Here is a 19,189-nt window from a genome sequence, read left to right on the forward strand (position 1 = left end):
CCCCATTCGTCACGCAGGAACTTTCCGCGCCGACCGTGGCGGCGGCTTTTCTGGGGCCTTCTGCCTCGATTTCTGGAGCATATCATGTCAAATGCCCGCTATAACGCGCGTTCCCTGGCCGGCGTCGCCTTCGGGACGCTCGGTCTCGTCGCCCTGATGGCCGCCGCCGCGCCCGCGCAGGCCAAGGTGCTGGCCAAGGTGAATGGCGTCGAGATCACCGACGACGACCTGAAGATCGCCATGGAGGACCTCGGCCCGGGCATTCCGCGTCAGCTCGAAGGCAAGGCGCGCGACAGCTATATTATCGACTTCCTCATCGACGAGCAGCTCGTCGTGCAGAAGGCGCAGGCCGACAAGCTCGCCGAAACCCCGGATTTCGCCAGGAAGATGGCCTATCTGCGCGACAAGGCGCTGATGGAGACCCTGCTCGGCAATGTCGCCAAGAACGCCGCGACCGACGCCGCCATCAAGGCGACTTATGACGAGGCGGCCAAGAACCAGAAGCCCGAGACCGAGTTCCACGCCCATCACATCCTCGTGCCCACCGAGGAAGAGGCCAAGAAGGCGCTCGCGCGCGTGAAGGGCGGCGAGGATTTCTCCAAGGTCGCCGGCGAAGTCTCGAAAGACCCGGGCTCCAAGGGCGGCGACCTCGGCTGGTTCACCAAGGACCGCATGGTGCCGGAATTCGGCGAGGCGGCCTCGAAGATGAAGCCCGGCGACATCTCCGAGCCGGTGAAGACCCAGTTCGGCTGGCACATCATCAAGCTCGACGAGACCCGCCCGAAGACCTTCCCGCCGATGGATCAGGTCAAGGAGCAGGTCGCCCGCTATGTCGTGCAGAAGGCGCAGAGCGAGCTGGTGATGAAGCTGCGCGAAGGCGCCAAGATCGAGCGCACCGACCAGCCGGCCGACGCCGCCAAGGGCGCAGCGGCTCCGGCGCCGGCGGCCAAGCCGGAAGAGAAGAAGAAGTAAGGCGACCGCTCGACCGGGTCGATGTCATTCCCGACGCTCGCAAAGCGAGCGATCGGGAATCCAGAGCAAAACCAGCTCCGTCATTGCGAGCGACGCGAAGCAATCCAGAGCCACGCTCGCTGCCCTGGATTGCTTCGTCGCTTCGCTCCTCGCAATGACGGTGGGGGCCGGATTCTCCGTCGGGCTTTTCGCCCGACGGGAGTAACGGCGCATTTTCCGCCTTCAAACTTTCGTTTCGAAAAAAGCGTTTCTGACATTGTCGATTGCGCCCCCAATGCCGAAAATGGCGTTATTGGCTTTCGCGACCACCATATCCGTTCCGAAATGCCGGGCGCCGAGACGCTTGAAAAAGCCGAGCGGTCCCGAGGTGAAGGCTTTGAGATCGTTTTCCACCAAAGCGGCGACGACCGTCGCGGCGCGCTTCTCGATCGCGCTCTGCAGATCGCCTCTGACAACCGGGTTGTCGAAGACCTGAGGGCGCGGCAGATCGCTGGCGCCGATGGCGATTTCTTTCATCATGTCGGGCGTGACCCCTTGTATCTCCGGCGTGAGCGGGATGATCGGCAGACCCGGCTCCTTGCCGCGCTCGGTGTCGTGCAAACGAAGATCGCCGCTGTCGATGTCGCGCACGAGCCATTTTTCGCGCAACGCCTCGGGGAATTCCGCAAACAGCGGATTGCTGACAGGCAGCGAGAAATTCGCTCGGAAGAACGCCTGCGCATTGCGCCGGCCGAGCAAATAATCATGGTGGCGGAAGGATTGGTGCAGGAAGCCGCCGAAGCCGCCGAGAACGCCGCAGGCGATCGGATAGAGCTTGGAGTCGGGATGCGCATTGGGCGCCCGCTCTGGTTCGATCATGTAGCGCGAATAGACGCGCTCGTCCTGCGCCAGGGCCAGCTCGTCCGGCTTGAAGCGCGCCTGATCGATCAGCGTCGAGAATAATCTGGGCAGGACGTCGAGAAGCCTCTCTCCGCGGCCCTCGAGGGTCGTCTTCTGCAGATTGGGGAAGGGCGAAATGAGGATGATCGATCTATTCGCTCTGTCGGCGCTACGCTCGTTGCTTCCGCCTGTCCCGGCAAGATAACGCCGCACGAGCTCGAGCGGCTCGTTGTCGATCGTCCCGCCGTCGACCGCGACGAATGAATAGGGCTGGACCGATTTCACCCAGTCGTCCGGATAGACAGGCGTGAAGCCGCCATCGGAGTCGAAGCCGACCCGCTGGCTATGCCAGTAATCGAGCTCGTTCCTTTGGATGAAGCGCGGCGCGAGGCCGACCGGAAAGGCGCCTGTCGCCTTGGCGGCCGTACGGAAAAGCTCCCAACCGTCGGTCTGCGTGCTCCCAATGTCCAGCGCCAGCGCGCCATCCGCCTGCCCCGGCGCCACGCCGATGTTGAAATCGAGATAATCGCCGTGATTGAGCATGCCGTATCGGCGCGGATCGTCGGAGCCGAAGAGCTGGAAGGAATAGGGCACGCCGCGCAGATTGGTGAGCGTGAGAAACACGCGCAGATCGCGCGAGGCGCCGCGTCCCACCCAATTTGGCCGCCGTATTTCGCCCGAAAGCTCGAAAGCGTTAGCGACGATCTCGTCGATGACGTCGCAGCACAAGGCCGATTTCACGCCCTGCGCCGCCCTGGCGCCGTCGAGATCGGTGGTCTCGAGAAGGCGCATGATGTCGATGTCGTGAACCCAGCTCGAATAAAGTCGATTGGCGGGCGGCAGCGGCAGCGGCTTGCCGGGCCACACATGCTCGGGCCGGCGAAAGGCGTGGAGCGCGGAAATCGCCGCGGTCATGCCGCCCGCCGAGGCGCCTGCCATGATCGGAATGCGCACGTCATGCGTGGGGCCGTCCCAGCCGGGATGCGCCTTGGCGCTCTCATAGGCGTCGAGCGCTTCGATGAGAAAATCCATGACGCCGGCCGAATAGGCGCCCGCCGAGATGGCGCCGGATAACACCACGCCGATTTCGTAGAAAGGCTTCGACACATCAATCTCCTTGAAAAGTGCTTTGCGGCGAAGGGCCAGACAAGCAGGCCGCCGTGACGGGAGTATAAACTTTTGCACGCAACGGAGAATGACTGCGCAAAATGCCGCCGCCGCGCGCGTCGCGGCTTGACGGCGCGGCTCCATGCCGCCAAACCCCATTTGCAAACACATTCTCCGCGCCGCCCTCTTCAGGCGGCCGCATCGATATACGCAGGGTTTTCACCATGGCCCATGACGCCCCCCTCTCGCCGCTCGCGCCCGCAACCATTCCCGAAATCGCGCCGCTCGACGGCGTGCGCTTCGCCGCCGGCGCGGCGAACATTCGCTACGCCGGCCGCACCGACGTGATGCTCGCCGTCATGGACGAGGGCGCCGCGGTCGCGGGGGTCTTCACCAAATCCAAATGCCCCTCGGCGCCGGTCGACTGGTGCCGCGCAAAACTGAAGGGCGGCAAGGCGAAGGCGCTGCTCGTCAATTCCGGCAACGCCAACGCCTTCACCGGCAAGGTCGGCGCGGAAGCGGTGAAGCGCTCCGCCAAGATCGCCGCCGCCGCGACGGGCGCGAGCGACCGGCAGATCTTCATCGCCTCGACGGGCGTGATCGGCGAGCCGCTCGACGCGACGAAATTCGAGGGCGTGCTGGAGAAGCTCGCCGCCGAGGCGCGGCCCGACGGCTGGCAAGAGGCGGCGCGCGCCATCATGACCACCGACACCTTCCCCAAGCTCGCGACGCGCACGGCGACGATCGGCGGCGTGGAAGTGACGATCAGCGGCATGGCCAAGGGCGCCGGCATGATCGCCCCGGACATGGCGACCATGCTCTCCTTCGTCTTCACCGACGCGCCCATCGCCGCCGAAGCGCTGCAGACGATGCTCGCCAAATCCGTGCAGGGCTCGTTCAACGCGATCACGGTCGACAGCGACACTTCTACGTCCGACACGCTGCTGCTGTTTGCGACCGGCGCGGCCAAGAAGCGCGGCGCGCCGAAGATCGAAAAGGCCAGCGACCGGCGTCTCGTTGAGTTCAAGAAGGCGCTCGACGCCGTGCTGCTCGACCTCGCCCATCAGGTGGTGAAGGATGGCGAGGGCGCGCGCAAATTCGTGGAAGTGACGGTGACCGGCGCCGAAAGCGCGAAGGCGGCGAAGCGGGTTGCGCTTGCAATCGCCAATTCGCCGCTGGTGAAGACGGCGATCGCCGGCGAAGACGCCAATTGGGGCCGCATCGTGATGGCGGTCGGCAAGGCCGGCGAATATGCCGAGCGCGACAGACTCGCCATCTGGTTCGGCGGCGTGCGCGTCGCCTTCAAGGGCTTGCGCGATCCGGATTACAATGAGCAGGAAGTCTCGGAGATCATGAAGCGGCAGGAGATCGTCATCAACGTCGACCTCGGCCTCGGCGACGGCGCCGCGACCGTGTGGACGTGCGATCTGACGAAGGAATATGTCGCGATCAACGGGGATTACCGGAGCTGAGTTTCCTGAAGGCTCGCAAGAGCGTCGCCGTTGCTCTGGATTCCCGGTCAGGCCTCCGGCCTGCCGGGAATGACGGGCGCAGTCGCGCAAGGTCAACCGTCATTGCGAGGAGCGTAAGCGACGAAGCAATCCAGCGACGTCGGCGCGGCTCTGGATTGCTTCGCTCCGCTCGCAATGACGGCGCTTGCTTTTCACACGCCATACTGAAACTCTGCTTCTGGCAATCGAGTGGATGCTGGGCGTGAGCTGATCCCTCCCCTTTACGGGGAGGGTGGCGCAGCGAAGCTGAGTCGGGTGGGGCCCAGCCCCATCGAAATGGTTGCGGCGCGAGCCCCACCCGGCGGCCTTTGGCCGCCGACCTCCCCGTAAAGGGGAGGTATTGGGGCTAACGACGCGAGTTCTCTATTCACTCGATTGCCCGGAGACCTGCATTTTTGCACAATCGTTTTTAAGGCGTTGCATATGTTTCTATCGCGTCTTTTCCTTATTCTCCTTCCTCTCCCCCTCCTCGCCTGCAATTCGACGTCCGCCCCGCCGCCACAGGCGCGCTTTGACGCGGCCGAGGCCGCCTTTCTCGACAAACCGGGCAAGACAACGATTCAAGGCCAGGCTTTTCTGCCCGATAAAACCGGGGCGCATGTTCATTATGCGATGGGCGAAGTCGTGCGGCTGATCCCGGTGACGAGCTACGCCCAGGCTCGGCTCGATTATTACTTCCACGGCGCCAAATTCGCGCCCGCCTCGTCCATCCCGAAGAACGACCCCGACCCGGATTATGTCGCCCACACCCGCACGACCAAGGCCGGGCCCACCGGACAATTCAAATTCGAAAACGTGCCGCCGGGCCGCTACTATCTGTCCACGCAGGTGATCTGGAAGCCTGAGCAGTCCTTTGTGACGGAAGGCGGCCTGATATATGAGGAAGCCACAGTGACCGGCGCCGAGACCAAGCCGGTCGAGGTCGTCATCTCCGGCAAATAGGGCTTTGCATGAAACTCCTCCTCGTCGTCGCTTGCGCGCTTGTCGACGCCGATAATCGCGTGCTGATCGCGCAGCGTCCCGAGGGCAAGCAGCTTGCCGGATTGTGGGAGTTTCCCGGCGGCAAGATCGACCCCGGCGAGCGGCCCGAAGATGCATTGATCCGCGAGCTTGCGGAGGAGCTCGGCATTGCCGTGAAAGCCCCCTGCCTCGCACCGCTCACTTTCGCGAGCCACGCCTATGAGGAGTTCCATCTCCTCATGCCGCTTTATGTCTGCCGCAAATGGGAAGGCTTCGTGACGCCCGCGGAAGGCCAGGCGGTGAAATGGGCGCGCGCGCGGGATTTGCGCAAATATGACATGCCGCCCGCCGACGCGCCGCTCATCGCGCCGCTGATCGATCTGCTTGGGTAGACGACTTGGTAACGCCATGTGGGCGGGCTAACATCCGCTCATGACGGAAATCGATTGGCAAGATCTCGGACATCGCGACGCCGCCGGCCTCGGTCGGCGCGACTGCTACAAGCTCGGGAAAAGCCTGCGTGAGGCGGTCCCGCGCGAGGCGCTCGCGGATTTTGTCCCGCCCGAAATCCGCGATCCGATCGCGATCATTGCCGAGACGGAACGCCCGCGTCTGCAATCCTTGCTGCCCATGCGGCGCAAAGCGATGGCGGAGTCCGCCTTTGCTTTCCTGCGCGGCGCAGCCGATGTCATGGCGTTCGATCTCGCAAGCCAGCTTACGCCCGGCGTGACCGCGCAGGCCTGCGGCGATTGTCATTTGATGAATTTCGGCGCCTTCTCGTCGCCGGAAGGCAACATCCTCTTCGACGTCAACGACTTCGACGAGACGCTGCCGCATGTCGACATCATCTTCGATCTGCGGCGTTTGGCGACGAGCGTCGCAGTGGCGGCGCTGGATATGAATTTCTCCAAAAGCCAAGCGCGCCAATTCGCCCGCCGCACGGTCAAGACCTATCGCAATCGCATGCTCGAGCTCGCGGCCATGTCGCCGATCGAGGTCTGGAATGTGCGCGTCCATTTGCGCGACATTGTCAAAGCCCTGCGCGACCGCGTGCTGCACGACAAGCTCAGCGCCGCGATCTATGAGGGGAATGGTCCTCAGGACCGCATCGACGGTCTGCCGAAAATCGAAAAGGTCGGCGACGGCTGGCGCTTCGTCGACAAGCCGCCGAAGCTTCAACATCTCGAGTCGCTGCGCGATCCGGGCGCGGATGTCGATCTGCCGAAGCTTTTCGAGCATCTCGTGCAAGACGGCCTACAGGCGCCCTTCGCCACGCTGTTCGAGCGCTATCGGCTCAGCGACACCGCCTTCAAGGCCGTGGGCGTCGGCAGCGTCGGCACATTCTGCGCCATCGGCCTCTATATGTCGGAAGATGACCAGCCGCTCGCTTTGCAGATCAAGGAAGCGCGGCCTTCCGTGCTGGAGCGTTTCGGCCAGGGAGGCTGGAAAGAGTCGCAAGGAAAGCGCGTGACCACAGGGCAGCGAGTCATGCAGGCGGCGTCGGATATTTTCCTCGCCCATGCGGATGACGCCGAGACCGGGAGGCGCTTTTATATGCGCCATCTCAAGACGCGACGTCTCGGCTCGATCTCGGAACTGCTGAAGGACGAGGCCTTCCCGCGCTACGCAGAGCTGTGCGGCAGCACGCTGGCGCGCGCCCATGCGCGCTCGTCGCGGCCGGCCGTGCTCGCGGGCTACATGGGCAAGGGCGAGGCTTTCGAGGATGCGCTGGCTTCGTTTGCTATGCTTTATGCGAAGCAGACGAAGGATGACTTCGACGCCTATCGTGCGGCGCAGCCGGAGTAATTCGACACCCGCTGTCATTGCGAGGAGCAAAGCGACGAAGCAATCCAGAGCCGCATTACGGCCCTGGATTGCTTCGCTTCGCTCGCAATGACGGCGCGGGGCCTGATTGGCTACTCGCGCATCATTGCGAAGCTCGCGGGGATCGACAGCGTCCAGATCAGCCCGTCCGGCGGGAAGCTCAATGTGGCCTCGCCGTCGAGCGCCTGGGCGACAAGCTTCTTGACCACCTTGTGGCCGAAGCCTTCCTTCGGCGGCGTGACGAGCGGCGGGCCGCCGCGCTCGCGCCATTCGATGTTGAGCCGGTCGTCCTCGAAATCCCATGTCAGCGAGACGCTTCCCTCCGGCACGGAGAGCGCGCCATAGCTCAATGCATTTGTGACGAGCTCGTGCAGCGCAAGGCCGATGTTCTGCGCGGCCTCCGGCTTGAGATTGATCTTCGGCCCCTCGATCCGCGCATGCTCGGGAAGGTCGTCCTTGGGAACGTCCATGCAATAGGCGAGCTGCGCGCCCACCAATTCGCGCATGGAGGCGCCGCGCCAATCCTGCGACACAAGAAGATCATGCGCCATGGAAAGCGCCTGAAGGCGCGCGCTGAACTTGCGCTGAAATTCTTCCACCGAAGGCGCGCCCGCCGCGGTCTGGCGCGACATGGCCTGCACGACGGCCAAGAGGTTTTTCGAGCGATGCACCAATTCGCGCAGCAGCACGCGCACATGCTGCTCGCGCATCTTGCGCTCGGTGATGTCGCGCGCCGTGCCGAGGATGCGCACCGGCCGCCCGTTCTCAAAGAAGGTGCGGCCGCGGATCGACACCCAGCGCTCGATCTTGTCCTTCACGCCGATGACGCGATATTCGATCTCGTAATCGCCTTCATAGGTCGGATCGAGCGCGAGGCCGACGGCCTCCTTGCTGCGGCGTTTGTCCTGCGGGTGCAGCGCATTGCGGAAGACGTCGAAGCTCGGCTCGGTGTCGTCGTGGAGGCCCCAGAGCTGGCGCACGCGGGCGTCGAGATGCACCGCGCCGGTCACGAGGTTCCAATCCCAGACGCCCGTGCGGCCGGCGTCGAGCGCGAGCTGCATGCGCTCGAGCGCATAGGCCTGATCCTGGATCGCGCCGCAGTCCGAAGCCGCGCCGCGCGCCTCGCCGGCGTCGGGGAATGTGTCCGTATCGCTCACGCATCACCTTTCGGAGATGCGGCATTATAGAGGCAGACGGGCGCGGGCGCGAGCGGGTGGTAGCTGGTTGGCCCCCTCCCCAACCCTCCCCCGCTTCGCGGGAGAGGGGGCAGATTGCGGACTTCATAGACCACGCTGATCGTGAGCGTCCCCTCTCCCGCTTGCGGGGGAGGGACAGGGAGGGGGGCAATCAAATATCCAGCAATTCCGTCGCGAACGCCGCCTTCTCCTGGATAAACGCAAAGCGCGCCTCCGGCTTGTTGCCCATCAGCCGCTCGACGCAATCGGCCACCTCCTCGCGCTCCTCGCCGACCAAAACCACCTTGAGCAGCGTGCGCTTACCCGGGTCCATGGTCGTCTCCTTGAGCTGGGCGGCGCTCATCTCGCCCAGGCCTTTGAAACGGTTGGTCTCGACCTTGCCCTTGCCGGTGAGCACGGTGCGGATCAGCTCGTCGCGATGGGCGTCGTCGCGGGCATAGACCGTTTTCGCCCCTTGCGTGAGCTTATAGAGCGGCGGCTGCGCCAGATAGAGATGGCCGTTCTCGATGAGCCGCGGCATCTGCCGGTAGAAGAAGGTGATGAGCAGCGAGGCGATATGGGCGCCGTCGACGTCGGCGTCGGTCATCACGATGACCTTCTCGTAGCGAAGCTCCTCCTCGCGATAATGCGCGCCGAGCCCGCAGCCCAGCGCCTGCGTGAGATCGGCGAGCTGCTGATTGGCGAGGAGCTTGTCCTTGGTCGCCGAGGCGACGTTGAGGATTTTGCCGCGCAGGGGAAGAATGGCCTGCATGGTGCGATTGCGGCCCTCCTTCGCGGAGCCGCCGGCGGAATCGCCTTCGACGATGAAGAGCTCGGAGCCTTCCGCCGAATTATTGGTGCAGTCGACGAGTTTGCCCGGCAGGCGCAATTTGCGCGTCGCGGTCTTGCGGGCGACGTCCTTCTCGGCCTTGCGGCGCAGGCGCTCCTCGGCGCGCGTGACCGCGAAATCGAGCAGCTTATTGGCCTGCGTCGGCGCGGCGGCGAGCCAATGGTCGAAGGCGTCGCGCACCGTGCCCTCGACGATGCGCGCGCCATCGGCGCTCATCAGCCGGTTCTTGGTCTGGCCCTGAAACTGCGGGTCGCGGATGAAGACCGAGATCATCGCCGCCGCCTGACTCATCAGATCGTCGGCAGTCACGTCCTTGAAGCGCTTTGTCTGACCAGTGCGATCAGCGTGGTCCTTGAGCGCCTTCAACAGCGCGTTTCGAAGACCTGCCTCATGCGTGCCGCCGTCGGGCGTCCAGACCGTGTTGCAGTAGGAATGGATGAAGCCGTCATCCTCGGCGAACCAGGCGACCGCCCATTCGAGCGAGCCATGCCCCCCTTCGCGCGTCACCTTGCCGGAGAAGGGCTGGTCGGTGACCAGCTCCTTGTCATGCGTCTCGCGGGCGAGATAGTCCTTCAACCCGCCGGGGAAGCACAGCACCGTCTCGGCGGGAACGTCCGAGCCCGGCTCGATGAGCGAGGGGTCGCAGCGCCAGCGGATTTCCACGCCGCCGTAGAGATAGGCCTTGGAGCGCGCCATGCGGAAGAGCCGCGCCGGCTTCCAATGGGCGTTCGCGTCGAAAATCTGGGCGTCCGGCTTGAAGCGCACGCGCGTGCCGCGGCGATTGTTGATCTTGCCGACATTGACGAGCTTGCCGAGCGGCAGGCCGCGCGAGAACGCCATGCGGTAGAGCTGCTGCTCGCGCGCGACCTCGACTTCCACCTTCTCGGACAAAGCGTTGACGACCGACACGCCGACGCCGTGCAGGCCGCCGGAGGTCTGATAGGCGCCGGAATCGAATTTGCCGCCCGCGTGAAGGACGGTCATGACGACCTCCAGCGCGGATTTGTCCTTCATCTTGGGATGCGGGCCGACCGGAATGCCGCGGCCATTGTCGTTGACCGTCAGCCAGCCATCGGGCTCCAGCGTCACCTCGATGAAGGTGGCGTAGCCGGCGACAGCCTCGTCCATGGCGTTGTCGAGCACCTCGGCGAAGAGGTGGTGCAGCGCGGTCTCGTCCGTGCCGCCGATATACATGCCGGGGCGCCGGCGGACGGGCTCCAGCCCCTCGAGCACCTCGATGGAGCCGGCGTCATATTCCGCGGGTGTCGGTTTCGCGGCGGTTTTGGGCGCGGGCGCCTTGCGCGGCGCGCCGCCGAAAAGATCAGGTTTCGTGGCCATACGGCCATCTTAGCGCGATTCGGAAGGCGATGCGCGAGGCTCCAGCCAAAGGACTGGCGGACGAATGGCCGCGCTTACGCCGTTTTCGCCGGGCGGGAGCCGCCGACCGCCAGCTCCTCCAAATTCTGGAAGGCCCCGAGCGGCTTGGGGCGGCTGACGAGATAGCCCTGGATTTCGTCGCAGCCCAGGCTCTTGAGCTTGCGCAACTGCGCCTCGGTTTCGATCCCCTCGGCCGTCGTCCTGACCCCGAGCTCCCGCGCCAACCCGGTGATGGCGCGGATGATCGACGCCGTTTCGGGGTTTTTGTCGGCCTCCTGCACGAAGGACCGATCGATCTTGATCCGGTCGACCGGGAAAACCCGCAGATGCGACAAAGCCGAAAATCCCGTGCCGAAGTCGTCGAGGGCGACGGAAATGCCGAGGCGCCGCAGATCCTTCAGGCAAGCGAGCGTGGCGCTGTTCTCCAGAAAAAGCGCCGATTCGGTGATTTCGAGTTCGAGCCGGCGTGGGGAGAATTTGCTTTCGCCGACGATCTTGGCCACCTCCAGCGCAAAGCCGGGCTTGAGCAATTGCGTCGGCGAGAGATTGACGGCGACGCGAAGCGGGTGCGGCAGCGACGCCCCGCATGTGCAGGCCTCCTTCAAAACCCAGGCGCCGATGTCGTTGATCAGCCCCATGCGTTCGGCGATGTCGAGAAACAGCGGGGGGCTCAGCAAACCGTGGCCCGGCCGGCGCCAGCGCAGCAGCGCCTCGAAGCCTGCGAGCTTCGCCTCGGCAAGATCGACGATCGGCTGGAAATAGAGCTCGAACTCCTGACGGGCGAGCGCCAGCTTGAGATCTTGCTCCAATTGCCAGCGCGAGGCGAAATGGGCTTCGATCTCGGCGTCGAAAAAGCAGAACCGCCTGCGGCCGGCGAGCTTTGCCTCATAGAGCGCGAGATCGGCCTTTTTCATCAGATCGGGCAGAGCCAGGCCGTCCTGCGGCGCGCGCGCGACCCCGATGCTGGCGCCGATGGAGGTGAAGACCCCGAAGCCGAAATCGACGGGCTCGCCCGCCGCCGCGATCAGCCGGCGGGCGAGCGCCTCGACCTCCTCCTGCTTGCCGGCGGCTTGCTGGAGCACCACGAATTCATCGCCGCCGATCCGGGCGAGATACTCTCCAGAGCGCAGCACGTCCGCAATCCGCTTGGCGATGATTTGCAGCGCCGCGTCTCCGGCCCCGTGGCCGAGCGTATCGTTGATATTCTTGAAGCCGTCCAGATCGATCCAATGGATGGCGAGGCTGGAGTCGTTCTTGACCGCCTCCGACACCGCCTCGCGTCCACGCTTTTCGAACGCCGCGCGATTGGCGACCCCGGTCAGGCCGTCGAAATAAGCGAGGCGATGGATGCTGGCTTTGCGCTCCTCTTGCTCCAGAGCAATGGCGCAAAGGTTTATGCAGGCCTCGACAATGGTGCGGTCGAGCGCGCTCGGGCCACGGCAGGTGCGGTAATAGAAGGCGAATGCGCCGATGACCCGGCCGTCGGAGGCGCGTATGGGCGACGACCAGCAGGCGCGCAGCCCGATCGGCAAAGCGAGATCCTTGAAATCCGCCCAGAGCGGATCGGTGGCGATGTCCGTCACCTCCACGGATTTTCCGAAATAGGCGGCCGTGCCGCAGGAGCCGACCGACGGGCCGATCAGCAAACCGTCGATCGCGGCGGAATAATCCTCCGGCAGGCTGGGCGCCGCCAGCACACGCAATTTTCCCAGAGGGTCCACCGACAGAATCGAGCAGATGACGCCGGGCGCCAGCCGCTCCACCTGAAGGCAGAGCCGGTTCATGATCGCCTTCACGGGCTGGTCGCGCGCGACGCCTTCCAGAGCCGCGTGCTGTATTGCTTTCAGCCCGAGCATGGAAGGCTTCCCGCAGCCGCTGCAGTCCATGTCCGCCCTATCCATGAAGCGCTTCCCGTGCCCGCGCTAAAATCAAATGGATTGTCTCTCGCTCGCAACGCGTTTCGCAGACAAAGCACTCGATAATTGCACAGTCGCCAGAATTGCGCGCAAAAGATTAATAAAGCTTAGCTTTAAACCTATGAATACATTGGGGCGTCGCGCATTTACGCCCGCGCAAGCTCGCCCCGGTAAGGTTCCGCGTCTTTTCCCTGGAGCCGCCATGCGCCCCTTCACCGTCATCATCTGCGTGGATCATGCCTTTGTCAGCGGCGGCCAATCCAAGGTCGCGATCGAAAGCGCGCTGGGCCTGAAGGCCGCGGGCGCCCGAGTGATTTTCTTTTCCGCCTGCGGCCCGGCCGATGCGCGCTTAGAGGCGGCCGGCGTCGAAACCGTTAGTCTCGGCCAGCATGATATTCTCGGCAATCCCTCCCGCCTCGACGCGGCCCGGCAGGGAATCTGGAATTTCGAAGCCGCAAAGGCGCTCGACGAGACGCTGAGCGCACTCGCGAGGGAGCGGGCGATTGTCCATGTGCATGGCTGGGCGAAGGCGCTGTCGCCGTCGATCGCCAAGCCGATACAGGCGAGCGGCTTGCCCGCCGCCTATACGATGCATGAATTCTTTCTGAGCTGCCCGAATGGCGGATTCTATAATTTCCAGAAAAACGACGTCTGCCCCCTGAAACCCATGTCGGTCGCCTGCTGGACGACGCATTGCGACTCGCGCAACTATCCGTTCAAACTCTGGCGCAACATCCGCCTTTTCATCGCCGAGCATGTCGCGCATCTGGCTGAAACCTTTTCAGATATTCTGCTGCTCTCCGATCTGCAGGAGAAAGTGCTCGCCTCCTGTCTGCCGGCAGGTGCGGCCATCCATCGCGTGACCAATCCGGTGGAAGCCGAGCCGCTCGGCCATAAGGGCGACCCGACAGACGGCGGCTTCCTTTTCGTGGGCAGGCTTTCCGCCGAAAAGGGCGCGTTTCTCTTCGCCGAAGCGGCGCAGCGGGTGGGCGTGACGCCGATCTTCATCGGGGACGGCCCGATCGCCGGGGAGCTTGCCGCGCGCTATCCGCAAGCGCAACTCCTCGGCTGGCGCTCGCCGGCAGAGGTGCGCGCGGCGATGCGCGCGGCGCGCGCCTTGGTGTTTCCCTCGCTCTGGTACGAGACCTTCGGGCTCACCGCGCTGGAAGCGAAGGCGATGGGCACGCCGGTTATCGTGGCCGACGGCTGCGCGGCGCGCGAGGCGGTGGAGGATGGCGTTACCGGATTATGGTTCAAGAGCGGCGACGTGGAGTCGCTGGCCTCCGCCATCCGCGAGCTGAGAAACGACGCGGTGATCGCGCAAATGTCGAACCGCGCCTATGACGCCTATTGGGCGTCGCCGGCGACGCTGGAGCGCCATGTCGCGGAAACCCTTGCGGTCTATGACCAAATGCTTGCGCGCGCGACCCGGTAGCGCATCGACGCAGGGCTTTTCCTGCGGTAAGACCATCGTCGCTAATCCAGGAAAGCACATGAAACGCCTCGCCTTTCTCGCCGCCGCCGTTCTTTTCGCCGCGCCAGCGCAGGCGGAAAAACTGCGCCTCGCCTTGCAGAAGACCGGCACCACCGGCTGGGAGATGGCCGTCGTGAAAGGCTTCGGCCTCGACAAGGCGGTGGGGCTGGAGCTCGAGGTGACGGAGCTGGCTTCGCCGGAGGCGGGCAAGATCGCCATCCAAGGCGGAAGCGCGGATCTTATCGTTTCGGACTGGCTCTGGGTCGCCCGCGAGCGCGCCCAGGGCGCAAAGCTCACGCTTTACCCCTATTCCACCGGGGTCGGCGCGGTGATGACGCGGGACGCCTCGATCAAAAGCGTGAAGGATCTCGTCGGCAAGAAGCTCGGCGTCGCTGGCGGGCCTTTGGATAAGAGCTGGCTGATGCTCGAAGCCTTCGCGCTGAAGCAAGGCGTCGATCTCGCCAAAAGCGCCACCATTCTCTATGGCGCGCCGCCGCTCATCGCCGAGAAGGCCGTGCAGGGCGAAATCGATGCGGCGCTGGAATTTTGGAATTTCGCGGCTGATCTCGAAGGCAAGGGTTTCGCGCGCGCGATCGACATCGTCGATGTGGAGAAGGCGCTCGGCGCCAAAGGCAATGTCGTCATCACCGGCTATGTGTTCGACGACGCTTTCGCCGCCAGAAACAAGGATGTGCTGGCCCGGTTTTTCACGATGGCGGGCAAGGCCAAAACGCTTCTCGCCACGGACGACAAAGCCTGGGCGGCGGCGGCAAGCCGCATCGGCCAAAAGGACGCCGCGACGCTCGACATCTACCGTAAGCGCTATGTCGCGGGAATCCCCAAGCGATCGATCGCGGAGGAGGAGAAGGACGCCGCCGCGCTCTATAAAGTGCTGGCCGAAACCGGGGGCGAGAAGCTCGTCGGTCCCGGCAAAACCCTCGCGCCGGGAACCTTTTACAAGGGCGGCGAGGCCGCCGCGCGTTGATCCGCCTCATATCGCTCGCGACGCTTCTCGGTCTTTGGCAGATCGGCGCATGGCTCTCGGAGCCGCGGCGCCTGCCGGGGCCGGCGCTCGTATTCGAGGCGATCATGGAGGAAGCGCGTTCCGGCGCGCTATTCTCCAATCTCGCGATCACGCTCGCGCGCGTGATCGTGGCTTTCGTTCTCGCCATAAGCCTCGGCGCGGCGATCGGCTACCTCATGGGCCGCAACAGGATCGCCGACCGCCTGCTCGACCCTTGGCTCGTCGCGCTGCTCAATCTGCCGGCGCTGGTCGTGATCGTCTTGGCCTATGTCTGGGCGGGCTTGACGGAGGCCGCCGCCATCGGCGCCGTGGCGCTGAACAAGCTGCCGAACGCCGTCGTCATGATCCGCGAAGGCGCCCGCGCGCTCGATCCGCAGCTCGAAGAAATGGCGCAGGCCTTCAAGTTTTCGCCGCCCACGCGCTTGCGCCACATCGTCCTGCCGCAGCTTGCGCCCTATTTCGCCGCAGCGACGCGCTCCGGCCTGTCGCTGGTGTGGAAAATCGTGCTCGTCGTCGAGCTGCTCGGGCGCTCCAATGGCGTGGGCTTCGAGATCAATATGGCGTTCCAGCAGTTCGACATGAAGCTGCTGTTCGCCTACGCTCTTCCCTTCGTCGGCCTCATGCTCGCCGTCGAAACCTTTCTGGTGCAACCCCTTGAACGACATGTCGCCCGCTGGCGGCGCGGCGGCGCTCGACGTCGCGATCGCGCATAAGGATCACAGGAGCGCCGACGGGCGGGCGTTGCGCGCGCTCGACGATCTGCGCCTGACTCTGCCGATCGGACAGGCGGGCGCCCTCGTCGGCCCCTCGGGCTGCGGCAAGACGACCCTGCTGCGGCTGATCGCCGGGCTCGACCATGATTATGCCGGACATATTCATCTGCCCGCGCATGGCCGGCTCGGCATGGTGTTTCAGGAGCCGCGCCTGCTGCCATGGCGCAGCGTCGCCGACAATATCCGGATCGCCGCGCCGGAGGCGAGCGAGGATGAGATCGCCGCGCTGCTCGACGAACTCTCGCTCGCCGAACATGCGACGCATTATCCGGGCGAATTGTCGCTCGGCCTGGCGCGGCGCGCGGCGCTCGCGCGGGCCCTCGCCGTAAAGCCCGATCTTCTCATTCTCGACGAGCCGCTCGTGTCGCTCGACGCCGCGCTCGCGCGCGCGCTGCGCGACAGGATCGCGGCGCTGATCGAGGAGAAACACATCACGACGCTGATCGTGACGCATGACCTTGCCGAGGCGATCGCGCTCGCGGACCGGATTTTCCTGCTCTCGCCGCGCCCCGCCCGCGTCGTCGCGACGCTCGATATTGCGACGCCAAGGGGGCGGCTCAGCAAGGAAGCGGCCGAGACGCTGGAGGCGCAAGCGCGCGAGGCGTTGGCCGCGGCGCGACGCGAGCCTTCATAGCCCGCGAGAAGACCTGGACGGCTATCGTCGCGCCGTCCACTCTTTACGCAGGATGGCGTATTGCATCGTGTTCTCGAATATTGGGGCGCCGTCGTCATCGGTCACAAAGGACACGAACTCTCTGAACAGCCCCTCCCTCCGCATCCCCAATCTTTCGCACAGGCGCTGCGAGGCGACGTTGTCTTCCTCCACATAAGCGTAGAGACGCCGGGCCTGCTTCACCGTGAACAAATACTCGACGAGCGCCCGCGCGGCTTCGGTGGCGTAACCGGCGCCGCCGAAATCCGCGTTGAAATTCCACCCCACAGAAAATGTGTCGGGCGGCTCATGGACGCAGAACAAATCGCCGATCAGCCTGTCGACGCCCCGCAAGCACACAGCGATATGCTCATCACTGCGACTGCGCGTCTCCACTTCCGCTTGCGCGGCGTCGAGATCCGCAAGTCTGAGTGAGACGAAACAATTCGACCTGGGTTGACGCAAATAGGCAAAGAGATCGGCGGCGTCGCCCTGCCTGAAGTTTCTCAAAATCAGCCGGTCGGTTTCGACAATGTCCATTCGAAGTTCCTGTCGGGTTTCATTCCTGCGGTTCGTATTCCGCCTTGTTGGCGTTGGCGGTCGGGCGCTCCAAGAAGTGACCCCCTCCCCAACCCTCCCCCGCTACGCGGGAGAGGGAGCAGATTGCCGCCCGCATCGAGTTCGCCGATCGTGAGCGTCCCCTCTCCCGCGATAGCCCGTGGAGAGACGGGCGTCTTGCAGACGCCCTATGCGGGGGAGGGTTAGGGAGGGGGCCTGTCGGCCGCGCTCACCAATCGATTTCCGCGCCCTTGTAATCGACGAACCGCCGCGTATCCGCGAGCGTCAGCCGCTCGACGACGCCAATGATTCCTGCGGCGCTTTCCTCGACGCCGACCGGCGCGTCGGGCCCGCCCATGTCGGTGCGCACCCAGCCCGGATGCATGGAAATGACCGCGACGCCCTCGGGCTTCAGATCGTCGGCGAGACATTGAACGATCTTGTTGAGCCCGGCTTTGGAGAGGCGGTAGCCGACGTTGAACGTCCCTTCCAGCGCCATGGAGCCCAGCACGCTCGACATCACTGCGATGCGCGGCCGCTCGCCCTGCCGCAGAAGCGGCAGAAACGCCTGAATGACGCGCAAAGGCCCCAGCGTATTGATGTTGACGAGATCGAGCACGCCGTCGAAATCCATATCGAGCGTCGATTGGCGCTGCGGCCCATAGGCGCCGGCGTTGGCGACAAGCGCGTCGATCGGCTCGCTCACCTCTGCGGCGGCCGCATGAATTTGCGCCGCATCGCGCGTGTCGAAGATGAGAATTTGCCCCCTGGCGCCCAACGGGGCCAGCGCCTCCCGCAGGGCCGCGCGGCCGTTTTCGCTCCGCACGCTCGCGGTGACGCGCGCGCCCCTGAGCGCGAGCTGGCGCGCCAGCTCCAAACCAATGCCCCGGCTCGCGCCGGCGATAAACCAATGCGACATAATCGATCTCCCGCTGCGCTTCGCCTTTCAATATAGCGCCGCGTTTTATCTTTGGCTCTCGCGGTGCTAGCCTTCGGTCGAGGAGGGGCGCGTGACGAGGGAAGCGACCGGCAACGCCAGTTTTTTCGACGGCTATGTCGAAAGACGCCGCGCGGTCATACTCGTCTTCGGCCCCGCGCTCGAAATCGTGGAAAACGGCGTCCTCGTCGCAGCCTGGCCCTATGCGGAAGTGCGCCGGCTGCCGCCGCCCGGCGGCCTCATGCGGCTCGCGGCGCTCGGCGCGCCCAAGGGCGCCTGCCTCGAAATCGACGATCCGCAAACGCAGGCCGACATCGCGCGCCACTGCCTCTTGCTTTTGGGCGAGAAGGACGCGCCTAACCTCGAAGGGCGCAAGAGGCTCGTCTATGGCCTCGCCGCCAGCGTGATGTTCGGCGCCCTCCTCTGGGGCGGCGTGCCGCGCATGGCCGGCCTCATCGCCCCCGCCATTCCCGTGGACTGGGAAAAGAAACTCGGCGAAAGCGCCGACGACGAAGCCCGCAAGACCTTCTCCGGCAAAAGCTGCAACGCGCCCAAGGGCGTGGAAGCCTTGCAGAAAGTCTCCCGCCGCCTCCAGGGCGCCGCCCATCTGCGCCTGCCCGCGACGATCGAGGTCGTCGCCGCCACGACGCCGAACGCCTTCGCCTTGCCCGGCGGCAAGGTCTATCTGCTCTCCGGCTTGCTGGATAAGGCCCGCTCGCAGGACGAAGTCATCGGCGTGCTGGCCCATGAGCTGGGGCATCTGGAGCACCGCGACCATCTGCGCCGCCTCATCGAGACGGGCGGCGCGGCCATGCTCGTCAGCCTTGTCTTCGGCGATGTGACCGGGGGCTCGGCCATGATTCTGGTCGGCAACTCCGTGTTCACCGCCGCCTATTCGCGTGAAAACGAGGCGCAGGCCGACGCTTTCGCCGCCAGGACGCTCAACGCGCTCGGCCGGCCCGCAAAGCCCATGGGCGAATTGCTGGTGCGCATCACCGGCGCGGACGGCGGCGGCCCGTCGAGCATTCTTCACGACCATCCGCTGAGCGCGGACCGACTGGAGGCGCTGAAAGCCGCCGACAAAGGCGAAACGGCGCCGGCGCTTTTGAGCGATGAAGAGTGGGATGCGCTGAAGGGGATTTGCGAGGGAAGCAGCCCCAAGGGCTGATTTGGCGCGAGCTGCAGGGCCCATGCACTCGG

The 19,189-nt window shown here is 64.7% G+C and carries 16 protein-coding genes; 10 read left to right on the forward strand and 6 right to left on the reverse strand.

Annotated features, from left to right (window positions below):
• Positions 1 to 84 precede the first annotated feature (84 nt).
• Positions 85 to 972: a peptidylprolyl isomerase gene (locus QNA11_RS09945; protein ID WP_283482902.1), complete on the forward strand. Its 888-nt coding sequence runs from the start codon at positions 85 to 87 to the stop codon at positions 970 to 972.
• A 222-nt stretch (positions 973 to 1,194) separates the two neighbouring features.
• On the opposite strand, the gene QNA11_RS09950 is transcribed toward QNA11_RS09945, so the two are convergent.
• The gene (locus QNA11_RS09950) at positions 1,195 to 2,958 is read right to left on the reverse strand and encodes a patatin-like phospholipase family protein (protein WP_283482903.1); all 1,764 of its coding nucleotides are present in this window, start codon (positions 2,956 to 2,958) and stop codon (positions 1,195 to 1,197) included.
• 224 nt (positions 2,959 to 3,182) lie between these two features.
• Here QNA11_RS09950 and argJ point away from each other — a divergent pair, with 224 nt between their 5' ends.
• The 4 genes from argJ to QNA11_RS09970 all read left to right on the forward strand — a co-directional run bounded on the left by argJ (position 3,183) and on the right by QNA11_RS09970 (position 7,235).
• Entirely contained in the window at positions 3,183 to 4,430 is a 1,248-nt protein-coding gene (gene argJ / locus QNA11_RS09955; protein WP_283482904.1) for a bifunctional glutamate N-acetyltransferase/amino-acid acetyltransferase ArgJ, read from the forward strand.
• 462 nt (positions 4,431 to 4,892) lie between these two features.
• Entirely contained in the window at positions 4,893 to 5,411 is a 519-nt protein-coding gene (locus tag QNA11_RS09960; protein WP_283482905.1) for a carboxypeptidase regulatory-like domain-containing protein, read from the forward strand.
• A gap of 8 nt (positions 5,412 to 5,419) precedes the next feature.
• Positions 5,420 to 5,821: a (deoxy)nucleoside triphosphate pyrophosphohydrolase gene (locus QNA11_RS09965; RefSeq protein ID WP_283482906.1), complete on the forward strand. Its 402-nt coding sequence runs from the start codon at positions 5,420 to 5,422 to the stop codon at positions 5,819 to 5,821.
• 40 nt (positions 5,822 to 5,861) lie between these two features.
• Positions 5,862 to 7,235: a DUF2252 domain-containing protein gene (locus QNA11_RS09970; protein WP_283482907.1), complete on the forward strand. Its 1,374-nt coding sequence runs from the start codon at positions 5,862 to 5,864 to the stop codon at positions 7,233 to 7,235.
• A gap of 110 nt (positions 7,236 to 7,345) precedes the next feature.
• On the opposite strand, the gene QNA11_RS09975 is transcribed toward QNA11_RS09970, so the two are convergent.
• The 3 genes from QNA11_RS09975 to QNA11_RS09985 all read right to left on the reverse strand — a co-directional run bounded on the left by QNA11_RS09975 (position 7,346) and on the right by QNA11_RS09985 (position 12,511).
• Positions 7,346 to 8,410 (reverse strand): sensor histidine kinase, encoded by a 1,065-nt coding sequence (locus QNA11_RS09975; protein ID WP_283482908.1) that lies wholly within the window; start codon positions 8,408 to 8,410, stop codon positions 7,346 to 7,348.
• 190 nt (positions 8,411 to 8,600) lie between these two features.
• The gene (gene parE, locus QNA11_RS09980) at positions 8,601 to 10,616 is read right to left on the reverse strand and encodes a DNA topoisomerase IV subunit B (protein WP_202074145.1); all 2,016 of its coding nucleotides are present in this window, start codon (positions 10,614 to 10,616) and stop codon (positions 8,601 to 8,603) included.
• Between the two features lie 74 nt (positions 10,617 to 10,690).
• A complete protein-coding gene (locus tag QNA11_RS09985) occupies positions 10,691 to 12,511 on the reverse strand; it encodes a putative bifunctional diguanylate cyclase/phosphodiesterase (protein WP_283482909.1) in 1,821 nt (606 codons plus the stop codon).
• Positions 12,512 to 12,773: 262 nt separating this feature from the next.
• Here QNA11_RS09985 and QNA11_RS09990 point away from each other — a divergent pair, with 262 nt between their 5' ends.
• From QNA11_RS09990 to QNA11_RS10005, 4 genes are read left to right on the forward strand one after another with little or no spacing between them, the layout of a single operon-like run.
• A complete protein-coding gene (locus QNA11_RS09990) occupies positions 12,774 to 14,006 on the forward strand; it encodes a glycosyltransferase family 4 protein (protein ID WP_283482911.1) in 1,233 nt (410 codons plus the stop codon).
• A 58-nt stretch (positions 14,007 to 14,064) separates the two neighbouring features.
• On the forward strand, positions 14,065 to 15,030 hold the full coding sequence (locus QNA11_RS09995) for an ABC transporter substrate-binding protein (RefSeq protein ID WP_283482912.1): 966 nt from the start codon (positions 14,065 to 14,067) through the stop codon (positions 15,028 to 15,030).
• A complete protein-coding gene (locus QNA11_RS10000; protein WP_283482913.1) occupies positions 15,027 to 15,782 on the forward strand; it encodes an ABC transporter permease in 756 nt (251 codons plus the stop codon). The genes QNA11_RS09995 and QNA11_RS10000 overlap by 4 nt, the downstream gene beginning before the upstream one ends.
• Positions 15,733 to 16,476, forward strand: coding sequence for an ABC transporter ATP-binding protein (locus QNA11_RS10005; protein ID WP_283484193.1), 744 nt, complete (start codon positions 15,733 to 15,735; stop codon positions 16,474 to 16,476). The genes QNA11_RS10000 and QNA11_RS10005 overlap by 50 nt, the downstream gene beginning before the upstream one ends.
• A gap of 21 nt (positions 16,477 to 16,497) precedes the next feature.
• Here the strand turns inward: QNA11_RS10005 and QNA11_RS10010 are convergent, their stop codons facing one another.
• Entirely contained in the window at positions 16,498 to 17,034 is a 537-nt protein-coding gene (locus QNA11_RS10010) for a GNAT family N-acetyltransferase (protein ID WP_283482914.1), read from the reverse strand.
• Positions 17,035 to 17,281: 247 nt separating this feature from the next.
• Complete coding sequence (locus tag QNA11_RS10015; RefSeq protein ID WP_283482915.1) at positions 17,282 to 17,971, reverse strand: SDR family oxidoreductase; 690 nt, start codon at positions 17,969 to 17,971, stop codon at positions 17,282 to 17,284.
• 91 nt (positions 17,972 to 18,062) lie between these two features.
• Here QNA11_RS10015 and QNA11_RS10020 point away from each other — a divergent pair, with 91 nt between their 5' ends.
• A complete protein-coding gene (locus QNA11_RS10020; protein ID WP_283482916.1) occupies positions 18,063 to 19,157 on the forward strand; it encodes a M48 family metallopeptidase in 1,095 nt (364 codons plus the stop codon).
• Positions 19,158 to 19,189 lie beyond the last annotated feature (32 nt).

Source organism: Methylocystis sp. JR02 (assembly GCF_030063565.1).
GTDB classification, from domain to species: Bacteria; Pseudomonadota; Alphaproteobacteria; order Rhizobiales; family Beijerinckiaceae; genus Methylocystis; species Methylocystis iwaonis.